Genomic DNA, 11,848 nt, shown 5'->3' with positions numbered 1-11,848 from the left:
ATACAAAAAAGGCGGCGAGTTTCCTCGCCGCCTCTTGAGACAAAGCAGATCGAAAAAGCTTAGAGCTTGTTCGAAACGTTGTTGAAGGTGTTGTTCAGCTTGTTGCCGACGGTGCCCATCGCGCCGATAGCGGCGACGGCGATCAGAGCGGCGATCAGGCCGTATTCAATGGCGGTCGCGCCCTTGCTGTCCTTCAGCATGTTACGAAAATACTTCATGATAATCTCCTTATCGCGTTCAACTTCCCGGCCTGTTGGCAAGGCCAACTCAGCGCATCCGTTTTTAAGGGCTTCTGGTTTCCAACTTCTTAAAAGAGAGGCAGAAAATTAAGAATTGAAGGTTAATGCGCGATAACCGCGTTTGTGACGTTGCCCCACATGGACGTTGTCTTGTCGGCAACAGTGCCGAGTGCGGTCATCATGGCGATGACAATCAGGCTGACGATCAGGCCATATTCCACGGCCGTGGCAGCGCGCTGGCACACACGCACACGCTTGAGCTGATGAACAACCCTTCCTAATGACATGTGCATAATGCGGTCCCGTTCCATCATGGTTGCAAGGATACCGGGTCGACAGTTAAAGAAATATTTATGCCTCACCTTGCCCCATCGCAGCCCTTGCTAGTCGTCGCTGCGGCCCTTGTCGATCCGGACGGCCGCGTGCTGTTGCAGCAGCGCCCGCCGGGCAAGTCGCTTCCGGGCCTGTGGGAGTTTCCCGGCGGCAAGATCGAGCCGGGCGAAACACCCGAAGCCGCGCTGGTCCGCGAGCTGGAGGAGGAACTGGGTATCACCACATATGGAAATTGCCTTGCCCCGGCCGCCTTCGCCAGCGAAGCGCTCGGGGACAAGCATCTCCTTCTTTTGCTCTATGTGTGCCGCAAGTGGAGCGGTGTGGCCGAGCCGCGTCATGCCTCCGCGCTGAAATGGGTTCGTCCGGTGGAGATGTACACGCTGCCGATGCCGCCCGCGGACCTGCCGTTGATTGGTTTGCTGGACGCGCTGATCTAGCGCTTCGGTTCCAGCGCCGCGGCCAGCGACACCGTCGCGCTGCCCCTTCGCGCGGGCTGCGCCTGCGAAGGATCCGGTTTCCATCCGCTCAGATACAGGGTGGCGAAGCGCTCGCGCGTACGCCCATCCGACTCTGCTCTCCCGGCAAAGATCGTCGCCGCGCGTCCGAGTGTGGCGCGCAGGACCGGTCCACCCCGCCGCGTCAGGATGTTGCCCGCACCCATACCCCGCAGGTCGCGCAATAACCTGGCGAGCGACGAATAGCGCACGTCGAGTGTCTCACTGTCCGCCACCGGCATGGCATAGCCCGTCCGCGCAAGCAGATCACCAGCGGCGCGCACATCGATCTGTGGGTGGATGCGGGCGCTGGCGTGGTCGCCTTCCGCCTCCAGCAAGGTGGCGCGCAGGACGGGCAGCGAGCCTGCCCCGCAAAAGGCCGCGAGTAACAGGCCGTCGGGCCGCAGGCATCGGCGCATGACGACCAGTGCGCCGGGAAGGTCGTTCACGGTATCGAGGGTGCCGCAGGCAAGAATGAGATCGAAGCTGTTTTCCGCAAAGGGCAGGGCGTCTTCCTGTGCGTGCACGCCATCGTTCGCTGCAGCGTTACGGGCCGAAGGGTCGCAGCAGGTGACGCGCTTGCCCATCGCGACAAGGGCGTCACGGGCGCTGCTGTCCGGGCAACCGACGACCAGTACATCCTGAAAATCCCGCTTTACGTCGCCCAGCCGGTCGAGCAGCCCTTCCAGCATGTGGCGATACAGAAAATCGCTGTCGGGAAAGGACGCGGCGGCTCGATCGCGACGCTGCTGACGCAGGACAGGGTCAAATATGACGGGCGGGATGGCGGGAGTGTCCGGCATTTTGGGGCTTGTGCCCGCGCTGCGACCGCCCGACAAGCGGTTTATGACGCTTGCCACCACCCTCGTCCGCATCGCGCGTCCGTTGGTCGATTACGCTTTGCCGCCGCGCTGCCCGGGTTGCGGCGCGATCGTGCAGGAAGACCATAGTTTCTGCCTTTCCTGCTGGCAGGGCATGCGGCTGCTGGGCGCACCCTGCTGTGCGTGCTGTGGAGCGCCGTTCGAATGGGACGAGGGGGAGGGCGCCTTGTGCGGCCCATGCATCGAGAGCCCGCCTGCCTTTGACAGTGCCCGCGCGGTCATGGCCTATGGAGACGTTGCACGTACCGTGGCCATGCGGCTCAAATATGGACGGCGCACCGGGCTGGCGCGCCTGATGGGAAAGCATATGGCCCGCCTGCTGCCCGAGGGCGAGGACGCCCCGCGCGTGATCATTCCGGTTCCCTTGCACCGCTGGCGCCTGTGGTCGCGGGGGTTCAACCAGTCGGCTCTGATTGCCGACGATCTCGCCCGCCGCACCGGCCTCCCGGTCGACAAGCTTGTGCTCGTACGCAGCCGCCCAACCCGGCCGCTGCGCCAGATGAGCCCCGTCCAGCGCGCAAAAACGGTGCGGGGCGCCTTTTCCGTCGACCCGCGCCGCTCTGCGTCCATCCGGGGTAGGTCGGTGGTCCTGATCGACGACATCCATACGACCGGATCGACTGCACAGGAGTGCGTACGCACCTTGCAAAAGGCGGGAGCGCGGAGCGTGCATCTCATTTGCTGGGCGCGCGTTCTTGCCGAGCATACTCACGAATGGGAGGGGCCGGGGCGTTGACAAACCGCGCGTGGCTCCCGATGTCACTGTCAACAAGGAGTTAAGCCACCATGGCGCATGTCGAGATCTATACGAAGGCCTTTTGCGGTTACTGCGCGCGCGCGAAGGCGCTGCTCGATGAAAAGGGCATTGCCTATGATGAGTATGACATCACCATGGGTGGGCCAAAGCGCACTGAAATGCTGGAACGGGCCAACGGCGGATCCACCGTCCCGCAAATCTTCATTGATGGAAAGCATATTGGTGGCAGCGATCGGCTGATCGAGCTGGAACGCGCGGGCCAACTCGACGCTCTGGTAGGTGATTGAGAGCAGGATATTGCGCGCAGCCCTGTTACAGATGACGAGCGGCATCGATCCGACCGCGAATGCGGACCGGATCGCTAGGGCTGTTGCGGACGCAGCGTTGGGCGGCGCGGATATACTGTTCACTCCGGAGATGGTGGGTTATCTCGACCGCGACCGTCAACGCGCCGCTGCAACGCTGCGGAGCGAGGCGGACGATATCGTGCTCGCCCGTATTCGGGAAGAAGCCGCCCGACATGGCCTGTGGGTGCATCTCGGCTCGCTTGGCCTGCGGGACGAGCGCAGCGACGGGCGCTGGGTCAACCGCAGCTTCGTGATCGATTCCAGCGGCGCCATCCGCGCCCGCTACGACAAGGTCCATCTGTTCGATGTCGATCTGCCGAGCGGGGAAAGCTGGCGGGAGTCAGCCGTTTACGGTCCGGGTGAGGCGGTGGTCGCGGTGGACACGCCTTGGGCGCGGTTCGGCCTCACCATCTGCTACGACCTGCGCTTTCCTGACCTGTATCGGGCGTTGAGCGACGCGGGAGCAACCGTTCTGCTTGTCCCCGCAGCCTTCACCATTCCGACAGGGAAAGCGCATTGGCATACGCTGTTGCGCGCGCGCGCGATCGAGGCCGGGGCGTTTGTGATTGCGCCCGCACAGGTCGGGCGGCATGAGGACGGGCGGGAGACCTATGGGCACAGCCTTGTCATCGATCCGTGGGGGGATGTTTTGCTGGATATGGACTCCGCTCCCGACCTTGCCTTTGCGGAGATCGACCTCGCGCGTGTAGACGATGTACGTGCCCGCATTCCCGTGCTGGCTCACCGCCGCGCATTGCCCGATCCGGTGATCCTGTCATGATCGTGTTCGATCTTAAATGCGCACAAGGCGGGCATGTGTTCGAAGCCTGGTTCGGATCGAGCGCCGATTATGAAGGACAAAGGGAGCGGGGATTGCTCGTCTGCCCCCTGTGTGGTGATGCGGACATTGGCAAGGCCGTAATGGCGCCCGCCGTTCCCGTAAAAGGCAATCAGCGCTCCGAACGGCTTCCCGTGATCTCAGAGACGGAGCCGACACCCGCCACGCAGGTCGCCAATGCCGAGATCCCGCCTGAAAAGATGCGTGAGATGCTAACCAAGCTGGCGAAAGCGCAGACTGCAATGCTGGAAAACAGCCAGTGGGTCGGCCGCGACTTCGCGGAACAGGCGCGCGCCATGCATTATGGCGAGCGTGATGCGGCGCTCATTCATGGTGAAGTGGACGCGCAGGAAGCCCGTGCCCTGATGGACGAAGGGGTCGAAGTGGCACCGCTTTTGCTTCCCGTCGTGCCGCCGCGCGCTGCCAACTGACAGCCGCACGAACGGAAAGCCATCTTCACATCATTGCCGCAAAAACGTCTGGCATGGCCGCTCGCCCCATGCTAGTCGCTCGCAGCGCAGGCACCCGTAGCTCAGCTGGATAGAGCGTTGCCCTCCGAAGGCAAAGGCCACTGGTTCGAATCCAGTCGGGTGCACCATTCCCCAACAATCGGAAAATTGCAGGCACAGTCCTGGCCGTCCGCCTGTGCCTCAGGAAGGAATGTGAGATCACATCTTGATCCCACACCCAATAAGAACATAGAGTGAACAAATGCGATTCGCTCTTGCTCCTATCCGTCATACGGCGCTCCCTCAGCGCTTGAGGGCATGCGCCCGTCGCGTTCTGCCGCTGGAGACGGTCCTTACCGGAGGGCTGGCACCGGGGTGCGTGCACGAATTTTACGCGCGCGAAACCGATGACGCATCGGCGGTCGCGGGCTTTGTCATAGGGCTGGCTCTTCCCATGGCGGCGGGTCGGACAATCCTGTGGCTGCGGCCACGCCACGCGGCAAGGCGGGGCGGTATACTTCAGGCCAGTGGATGGGCGGAATTGGGGGGATCGCCGGGCGCCTGTCTGTTTGCCCTGCTCGCCGATGACAAGGCGCTGCTTCACGCCGCATTGGAAGGCGTGCGCTGCCCCGCCTTGGGCGCGGTGGTGGTGGAAAGCTGGGGCAGAATACGCGAGCTGGACCTGACCGCCAGCCGCCGCCTCGCCCTTGCCGCCGAAAAATCGGGTGTGCCCCTGTTTCTGCTGCGCGTCGATGCGCAGCCGGTGCCGAGCGCCGCGCAGACCCGCTGGCAGGTTGCTGCCGCGCCTTCCTGTGCCTTGCCCGGCAATGCGCCCGGCCTGCCAGCCTTCGATATCGAATTGTTACGCCAGCGCGGCGGCTCGGCGGGCGGGCGCTGGCGACTGGAGTGGGACCGTGAACGAAGTATTTTCCGCGAAGCGACGCATTCTGGCGCTGTGGTTTCCGTTCCTGCCCGCAGACCGGCTGCGGAAGGAGGAGCCAGACACGCGGCCTGATGCCCCGCTCGCGCTGGTGGAAAAGGTGCGGGGGGCGCTGCGGCTGGGCGCGGTCGACGCACGGGCGCTGGCTCTCGGCGTGACGGCGGGGCTGACGCTGGCGGATGCCCGGGTGCGCCTGCCCGAGCTGATCGTGGCGGACATGGATCCTGCGGCGGACCGGCACTGGCTCGATCGTCTGGGGCGGCACTGTGTCCGATGGTCCCCGCTGACCGCAGTCGCGCCGCCTGACGGCATCGTCATCGACATCTCTGGCTGCGCGCATCTTTTTGGCGGGGAAGAGGGGCTGATGGCGGCGGTCGAGGATGAAATGACCGCGCGTGGCATGACGATCCGCTGTGCCGCTTCTGCCACGGCCGAGGCGGCGCAGGCGCTGGCTCGCTATGCGCCTTTGCCGGTTGCAGACGAGGCCTCCGCACTGCGCGCCCTGCCGGTTGCGGCGCTGGGACTGGAGGCGGACGCGACGCAGGCGCTCCTGCGGGCGGGGCTGAAAACCGTGGGCGATGTTGCTCGGCGACCGGCGGCGACCATTGCCGGGCGCTTCGGCATGGGGGCCGTCACCGCGCTGCGCTGCCTGCTGGAAGAGGAGCAGTCCCCTCTCAATCCCCTGCCGCCACCAGTATCCTACCGGTTCGAGCGGCGCTTTGCCGAACCGATAGGCCATAGCGACGCCGTGGCCGCCTGCTTCCTCGAACTCCTGAACGAGGCAAGGCTCATTCTGGAAGAAAAGGATCTGGGCGGACGGCATTTCCGGTTGACCTTGTGCCGCAGCGATGGCGTCCGGAGGCATCTCGCCATCGAAACGGGCCTCCCCACCCGCGATCCGGCGCTCGTCCTCCGTCTGTTCGATGAACGGATCGAAACGCTGACCGATCCACTCGATCCGGGGTTCGGCTATGACAGCATACTTCTTGCCATCCTGTCCACAGAACCGCTGACGGCCGCCCAGCCCGCGCTGGTTGGCGATGCCGGGGAAGACGAACATGCACTCGCCGCGCTGATCGACCGGCTCAGCACCCGGCTGGGGGCGGAAAGTCTGGTTCGCCTCGCACCGCAGGACAATCATATCCCCGAGCAGGCGCAGCTTGCCCTTCCCGCCATACGCACCCCGGCCCCGATCCCCTGGCCCGCGGCCCCCGCAGACGAACCGCCCATGCGTCCGCTGTTCCTGTTCGACCCGCCCCAGCCCGTGGAGGTGATCGCGCAGGTTCCCGACGGTCCGCCCCATCGTTTCCGTTGGCGACGTACATTGCATGAGGTGCGCCTGTATGAAGGACCGGAGCGGATCGCCGGGGAATGGTGGCGGCGCAAGGGGGGCGAGTATCCGGGCGGGGCCGGCCTTACCCGCGACTATTACCGGGTAGAGGATGTGCGCGGACGGCGCTTCTGGATTTTTCGTCACGGCCTCTATGACGAAAAGCCGGATCCGCGCTGGTATCTCCATGGCCTGTTCGCATGAACGCGCCACCTCCTTTTGCGGAATGGGTCGCGGCGACGAACTATAGCTTCCTGCGTGGAGCATCGCATCCGGCGGATATGGTGGAGCATGCCCATGCGCTGGGCATGGCGGGCATCGGTATCGCGGATCGCAACACGGTGGCGGGCGTGGTGCGGGCGCATGTCGCGTGGCGGGAGCTGGGCGGGATGGCGAGCGGATTTCGCCTGATCGTGGGGGCGCGGCTGGTCTTTGCCGATGCGACGCCGGACATTATCGCCTATCCCGTGTCGCGCCATGGCTGGGGGCGGCTGACGCGCTTGCTGACGCTGGGCAACCGCCGGGCCGAAAAGGGCGACTGCATCCTGCATTTGCCCGACCTGCTCACCTATGCCGACGATCTGTTGCTGATCGTGACAGGACAGGACCGGGATGTGCTCCACAACCTCGCGGAGGCCTGCCCCGGCGCGGTCTGGCTCGCCGTTGCCATGAATCGCACCGGTGCGGATGCGCGGCGACTGGCACAGGCACAGGCACTCTCGGTGGAGACCGGCGTACCGCTGATCGCCACCAACGATGCGCTCTACACCACGCCGGAGTCTCGTCCGCTACACGACGTGATGACCTGCATCCGTGAAGGGGTCACCATTCAGGCCGCCGGTCGCCGCCTGCTGGCCAACGCGGAACGCTACCTCAAGCCTCCTGCCGAAATGGCGCGCCTGTTCGCCGCTTGCCCTGAAGCGATCACCGCGACGACCGAATTGCTGTCCCGGATCACATTCACGCTCGACGATCTGCATTATGAATATCCGCATGAACCGGTGCCGGAAGGGTGGGAGCCGCAGGCGTGGCTGGAGCATCTTGTGCGCGAAGGGGCTCGCGCCTTCTTCCCGAAGGGATTGCCCGCACCATATGAAGCGGTCCTGGAGGAGGAATTCACCCTGATCGGCATGCGGAATTATGCTTATTATTTCCTCACCGTTCACGACATTGTCTACCATGCTCGCAGCCTCGATCCCCCGATACTGTGTCAGGGGCGGGGCAGCGCGGCCAATTCGCTGGTCTGCTACTTCCTCGGCATCACACCGATCGATCCGGTACGCGAAAAGCTGCTCTTCTCCCGTTTTTTGTCCGAACAGCGCAACGAGCCGCCCGATATCGATGTGGATTTCGAGCATGAACGACGCGAGGAGATCATGCAGTATATCTATGCGCGTTATGGCCGCGAGCGGGCAGGCATCGCCGCAACCGTCATCCACTATCGGCCGCGCAGCACAATCCGCGAAGTCGGCAAGGCGCTGGGGTTGACCGAGGATGTGACGGCGCGGCTCGCCTCCACCATCTGGGGCAATTGGGGCGATGACGTACCGGAAAGCCGGGTGGAAGAGGCGGGCTTCACCATCGACAATCCGGAAATTGCACGGCTGAAGGCGCTGGTGGATCAATTGCTGTGCTTTCCCCGTCATTTGTCTCAGCATGTCGGCGGGTTCGTGCTGACCGAAGGGCGGCTGGACGAACTGGTGCCGATCCACAACGCCGCCATGCCCGACCGGACTTTTATCGAATGGGACAAGAACGATATCGATGCGCTGGGGTTGATGAAGGTCGATATTCTGGCGCTCGGCATGCTGACGTGCATCCGCAAGAGTTTCGACCTGCTGCGCACGCAGGGGATCGGCGATTTCACGCTCCAGAATGTGCCACTGGAAGATCCGGCTGTGTACCGGATGCTCCAACGCGGCGACAGCATCGGCACCTTCCAGGTCGAAAGCCGGGCACAGATCGCCATGCTGCCACGCATGAAACCCGATCGCCTTTACGATCTCGTCATTCAGGTCGCGATCGTCCGCCCTGGCCCCATTCAGGGCGGCATGGTTCACCCCTATTTGCGACGGCGCAACAAGGAAGAGGCGGTGGAATATCCGGCGCCCGCTCCCCCCCATGATCCCAACGAGCTGCGCAACGTGCTGGAAAAGACGCTGGGTGTGCCGCTGTTCCAGGAACAGGCGATGAAGCTCGCGATCACCGCCGCCGGTTTCACGCCCGCGCAGGCCGATGGTTTGCGCCGGGCGATGGCGACGTTTCGCAACCATGGCACCATTCACCGCTATCAGCAGCAGATGATCGAGGGCATGGTCGTGCGGGGCTACGATCCCGAGTTCGCCGAGCGCTGCTTCACGCAGATCAAGGGTTTTGGCGAATATGGCTTTCCCGAAAGCCATGCGCAGGCGTTTGGCTGGCTGGCCTATGTGTCTTCGTGGCTGAAATGCCGCCACCCGGCGGTGTTTACCTGCGCCTTGCTCAACAGTCAGCCCATGGGGTTCTACGCTCCCGCGCAACTGGTGCAGGACGTGCGTGCCCACGGGGTGGACGTGCGCGCGGTGGATGTGAACGCGAGCCTGTGGGACAGTGGGCTGGAGAGAACGGAAACCGGCGCTCTCGCCATCCGCCTCGGTTTTTCGCGGCTCGACGGATTTCGCGAAGAATGGGCGGAAGCGCTGGTCGCGGTCCGGGGCAGGAGCCTTTTCGCGAGCATCGAAGAAGTCGCCCACAGAGCCGCGCTGCCGCCCCGCGCGCTGCGCCTGCTCGCTGATGCGGATGCGTTCGGTTCGCTCGGGCAGAGCCGCCGCAAGGCCGGGTGGAACGTGCGGCGCATGCCGCCGGGGCAGCTTCCGTTGTTCGCGGCGCTGGATGCCCCGGAAATGGCGCAGGAGCCCGACGCCAACCTGCCAGTCATGCCGCTGCCGGAAGAGGTGGTGACGGATTATCAGACCGCGCGCCTGTCGCTCAAGGGGCATCCCATGCAGTTCCTGCGCGGGGTTCTCGACAGGGAAGGGGCGTTGTCCTGCGCCGCTGCCAACGTCGCCCCGGATGGGCGCAAGGTAAAGGTGGCGGGCGTCGTGCTGACCCGCCAGCGCCCGGGCAAGGGCAATGCCGTGTTCATCACCATCGAGGACGAGAGCGGCATCGTCAACGCCCTGCTGTGGGCGCGCGACATGGAGCGACAGCGCCGTGCGGTCATGTCTGCCCGCCTCATGATGATCGAAGGGACTATCCAGAAAAGCAAGGAAGGGGTTGTGCACCTGATGGCGGATAGGGTCATCGATCGCACGGCACTGCTCGATCATCTAACCCATGGCGGCATGCCGTCCCCGGCCGGTCGGGGCGACGAAGTGCTGCATCCCCAGCGACCACGCACCCACGGTCATCCTCGCGATGTACGCATCATCCCGCCGTCGCGGGATTTCCATTAATTCCATCAAACGACGGCGGCTCCGTCGACAAACCACTCCCGCCATATTGCTGATTTTGCCCAGTTTCCTATAGTCGGGTATTGGAACAGTTCAGGTCCGTCCGGCTTTCCCTCCTAGAGGCTCGATCCTCATCCCGCCAACCGACAGGAAATCATGCCTCATCATACCCCGCTCATAGGAACCATCGTCGCGGGGCTTGTCGTCGCATTTGCCATGGGTGCGCTCGCGCACCGGCTGCGAATTTCGCCGCTTGTGGGGTATCTCTTTGCAGGGGTCCTCATCGGACCGTTCACGCCGGGGTTCGTCGCCGATAGCGGCCTCGCCAACGAACTGGCCGAGCTGGGCGTCATCCTGCTGATGTTCGGCGTCGGGCTGCATTTCTCGCTGCGCGATCTCCTGTCCGTCAAGAACATCGCCGTTCCCGGAGCGATCGTGCAGATCGCGGCGGCGATCGCCATGGGCGCGCTCTTGGCGCTGGCAATGGGTTGGACACTCGCAACCGGCTTGGTGTTCGGCCTCGCGCTCTCGGTCGCGAGCACGGTTGTCTTGCTGCGGGCGTTGCAGGGGCGCAAGCTGGTCGACACACAGCAGGGGCGCATCGCCATCGGCTGGCTGATCGTCGAAGATCTCGTCATGGTCATTGCCATCGTGCTGTTGCCGGTGCTCGCCAGCATCATGAAGGGCGGCGCTGTTTCGACCGGCGACATCGCCTACACGCTGGGTGAGGCGCTGCTCAAGGTCGTCGGCTTCGTGGTCGTGATGCTGCTGATCGGGAAGCGGCTCATCCCCGCATTGCTCCACTGGGCGGCGCATTCCGGTTCGCGGGAGCTGTTCCGCCTCGCCGTGCTGGCCGTTGCGCTGGGCGTGGCTTTCGGGGCCTCGTTCATCTTCGATGTGTCCTTCGCGCTCGGCGCGTTCTTCGCGGGCATGATCCTGGGCGAAACGCCGCTAAGCCGCCGCGCCGCCGAAGAAACACTCCCGCTGCGCGACGCCTTTGCCGTGCTGTTCTTCGTCTCGGTCGGCATGCTCTTCAACCCGCACGTCGTGATCGAACAGCCCTGGCCGTTGCTAGGGACCGTCGCGATAATCCTGTTCGGCAAGTCCATCGTTGCGTTCATCATCGTTCGCGTTTTCGGCCACCCCAACCGCACGGCGCTGATCGTCTCGGCCAGCCTGGCGCAGATCGGCGAGTTCTCGTTCATCCTTGCCAGCCTCGGCACGGGCCTTGGCCTTATTCCTCCAGAAGCGCGCGACCTGATCCTGGGCGGCGCGATTATCTCGATCCTCGCCAACCCGGTGATCTTCGCCGTCGCGGCCGGATCGCTCGACAAGGCCCGTCATGTCGATGCGGCACGCGCCGCCGCCGTGGAGGTCGAGCGCGAGGCCGAACGCCGCGAGCATCTGGTCGTGATCGGCTATGGCGCGGTCGGGCGGCTCGTCGCCGCCGGAACGCGCGAGGCCGGGCGCGCCATCGTCATCGTGGAGGATCAGGACGACATCGCGCGGCAGGCGAAAGCGGACGGGTATGTCGTTGTCGTCGGCAACGCAGCTGACCCCGTCATCCTCGAAAAAGCAGGCATCCGCGCCGCCCGCAAGCTGATCATCGCTATCCCGGAAGGGTTCGAGGCGGGCGGCATCGCCGAACATGCGCGTCGCCTCAATCCCGACCTCGCCGTGATCGCGCGGGCACATTCCGACGCAGAAGTCCGCCACCTGAAAGCCCATGGCGCCCACAATGTGGTGCTGGGCGAACGCGAAATCGCCGACCGTATGCTGGCGCTCGCGGCGCAGCTGAGGGTGGGGTGA

The 11,848-nt window shown here is 64.3% G+C and carries 12 protein-coding genes and 1 tRNA gene; 10 read left to right on the top strand and 3 right to left on the bottom strand.

Annotated features, from left to right (window positions below):
• Nucleotides 1-59 precede the first annotated feature (59 nt).
• Both FHS92_RS01480 and FHS92_RS01475 read right to left on the bottom strand, forming a co-directional pair.
• Nucleotides 60-218 carry a Flp family type IVb pilin gene (locus FHS92_RS01480; protein WP_184076862.1) on the bottom strand — a complete coding sequence of 53 codons (159 nt, stop codon included), beginning with the start codon at nucleotides 216-218 and terminating at the stop codon, nucleotides 60-62.
• 122 nt (nucleotides 219-340) lie between these two features.
• Complete coding sequence (locus FHS92_RS01475; protein ID WP_425506215.1) at nucleotides 341-532, bottom strand: Flp family type IVb pilin; 192 nt, start codon at nucleotides 530-532, stop codon at nucleotides 341-343.
• Between the two features lie 60 nt (nucleotides 533-592).
• Between FHS92_RS01475 and FHS92_RS01470 the strand changes: the two genes are divergently transcribed.
• On the top strand, nucleotides 593-1,009 hold the full coding sequence (locus FHS92_RS01470; RefSeq protein ID WP_184076858.1) for a (deoxy)nucleoside triphosphate pyrophosphohydrolase: 417 nt from the start codon (nucleotides 593-595) through the stop codon (nucleotides 1,007-1,009).
• On the opposite strand, the gene FHS92_RS01465 is transcribed toward FHS92_RS01470, so the two are convergent.
• The gene (locus FHS92_RS01465; protein WP_184076856.1) at nucleotides 1,006-1,869 is read right to left on the bottom strand and encodes a class I SAM-dependent methyltransferase; all 864 of its coding nucleotides are present in this window, start codon (nucleotides 1,867-1,869) and stop codon (nucleotides 1,006-1,008) included. The two genes, FHS92_RS01470 and FHS92_RS01465, sit on opposite strands and share 4 nt — an antisense overlap.
• Nucleotides 1,870-1,912: 43 nt before the next feature.
• Here FHS92_RS01465 and FHS92_RS01460 point away from each other — a divergent pair, with 43 nt between their 5' ends.
• From FHS92_RS01460 to FHS92_RS01425, 9 genes are all read left to right on the top strand, one after another.
• Nucleotides 1,913-2,683, top strand: coding sequence for a ComF family protein (locus FHS92_RS01460; RefSeq protein WP_184078672.1), 771 nt, complete (start codon nucleotides 1,913-1,915; stop codon nucleotides 2,681-2,683).
• 50 nt (nucleotides 2,684-2,733) lie between these two features.
• Nucleotides 2,734-2,991: a glutaredoxin 3 gene (grxC, locus tag FHS92_RS01455; RefSeq protein ID WP_184076854.1), complete on the top strand. Its 258-nt coding sequence runs from the start codon at nucleotides 2,734-2,736 to the stop codon at nucleotides 2,989-2,991.
• Nucleotides 2,992-3,001: 10 nt separating this feature from the next.
• Nucleotides 3,002-3,832: a carbon-nitrogen hydrolase family protein gene (locus tag FHS92_RS01450; protein WP_184076852.1), complete on the top strand. Its 831-nt coding sequence runs from the start codon at nucleotides 3,002-3,004 to the stop codon at nucleotides 3,830-3,832.
• Nucleotides 3,829-4,320 (top strand): DUF1178 family protein, encoded by a 492-nt coding sequence (locus FHS92_RS01445; RefSeq protein WP_184076850.1) that lies wholly within the window; start codon nucleotides 3,829-3,831, stop codon nucleotides 4,318-4,320. The genes FHS92_RS01450 and FHS92_RS01445 overlap by 4 nt, the downstream gene beginning before the upstream one ends.
• 90 nt (nucleotides 4,321-4,410) lie before the next feature.
• Nucleotides 4,411-4,487 (top strand) — tRNA-Arg (locus FHS92_RS01440).
• A gap of 230 nt (nucleotides 4,488-4,717) precedes the next feature.
• A complete protein-coding gene (locus FHS92_RS18625; protein ID WP_343056620.1) occupies nucleotides 4,718-5,353 on the top strand; it encodes an ImuA family protein in 636 nt (211 codons plus the stop codon).
• On the top strand, nucleotides 5,253-6,812 hold the full coding sequence (locus FHS92_RS01435; protein WP_343056619.1) for a Y-family DNA polymerase: 1,560 nt from the start codon (nucleotides 5,253-5,255) through the stop codon (nucleotides 6,810-6,812). Before FHS92_RS18625 ends, FHS92_RS01435 begins: the two co-directional genes overlap by 101 nt.
• Nucleotides 6,809-10,042, top strand: coding sequence for an error-prone DNA polymerase (locus tag FHS92_RS01430; protein ID WP_184076846.1), 3,234 nt, complete (start codon nucleotides 6,809-6,811; stop codon nucleotides 10,040-10,042). Before FHS92_RS01435 ends, FHS92_RS01430 begins: the two co-directional genes overlap by 4 nt.
• 153 nt (nucleotides 10,043-10,195) lie before the next feature.
• The gene (locus FHS92_RS01425) at nucleotides 10,196-11,848 is read left to right on the top strand and encodes a cation:proton antiporter domain-containing protein (protein WP_184076844.1); all 1,653 of its coding nucleotides are present in this window, start codon (nucleotides 10,196-10,198) and stop codon (nucleotides 11,846-11,848) included.

It is taken from the genome of Sphingobium subterraneum (assembly GCF_014199435.1).
GTDB classification, from domain to species: Bacteria; Pseudomonadota; Alphaproteobacteria; order Sphingomonadales; family Sphingomonadaceae; genus Sphingobium; species Sphingobium subterraneum.
Note: the sequence above shows the minus strand (reverse complement) of the source record. Positions and strands in the feature narration are given on the sequence as shown.

Excerpts from the sequence above, each read along its gene's own strand:
- grxC (WP_184076854.1), top strand. The coding sequence starts at position 2,734 with ATGGCGCATGTCGAGATCTATACGAAGGCCTTTTGCGGTTACTGCGCG.
- FHS92_RS01480 (WP_184076862.1), bottom strand. The coding sequence starts at position 218 with ATGAAGTATTTTCGTAACATGCTGAAGGACAGCAAGGGCGCGACCGCC.
- FHS92_RS01425 (WP_184076844.1), top strand. The coding sequence starts at position 10,196 with ATGCCTCATCATACCCCGCTCATAGGAACCATCGTCGCGGGGCTTGTC.
- FHS92_RS01465 (WP_184076856.1), bottom strand. The coding sequence starts at position 1,869 with ATGCCGGACACTCCCGCCATCCCGCCCGTCATATTTGACCCTGTCCTG.
- FHS92_RS01430 (WP_184076846.1), top strand. The coding sequence starts at position 6,809 with ATGAACGCGCCACCTCCTTTTGCGGAATGGGTCGCGGCGACGAACTAT.
- FHS92_RS01475 (WP_425506215.1), bottom strand. The coding sequence starts at position 532 with ATGCACATGTCATTAGGAAGGGTTGTTCATCAGCTCAAGCGTGTGCGT.
- FHS92_RS01470 (WP_184076858.1), top strand. The coding sequence starts at position 593 with ATGCCTCACCTTGCCCCATCGCAGCCCTTGCTAGTCGTCGCTGCGGCC.
- FHS92_RS01445 (WP_184076850.1), top strand. The coding sequence starts at position 3,829 with ATGATCGTGTTCGATCTTAAATGCGCACAAGGCGGGCATGTGTTCGAA.
- FHS92_RS01460 (WP_184078672.1), top strand. The coding sequence starts at position 1,913 with ATGACGCTTGCCACCACCCTCGTCCGCATCGCGCGTCCGTTGGTCGAT.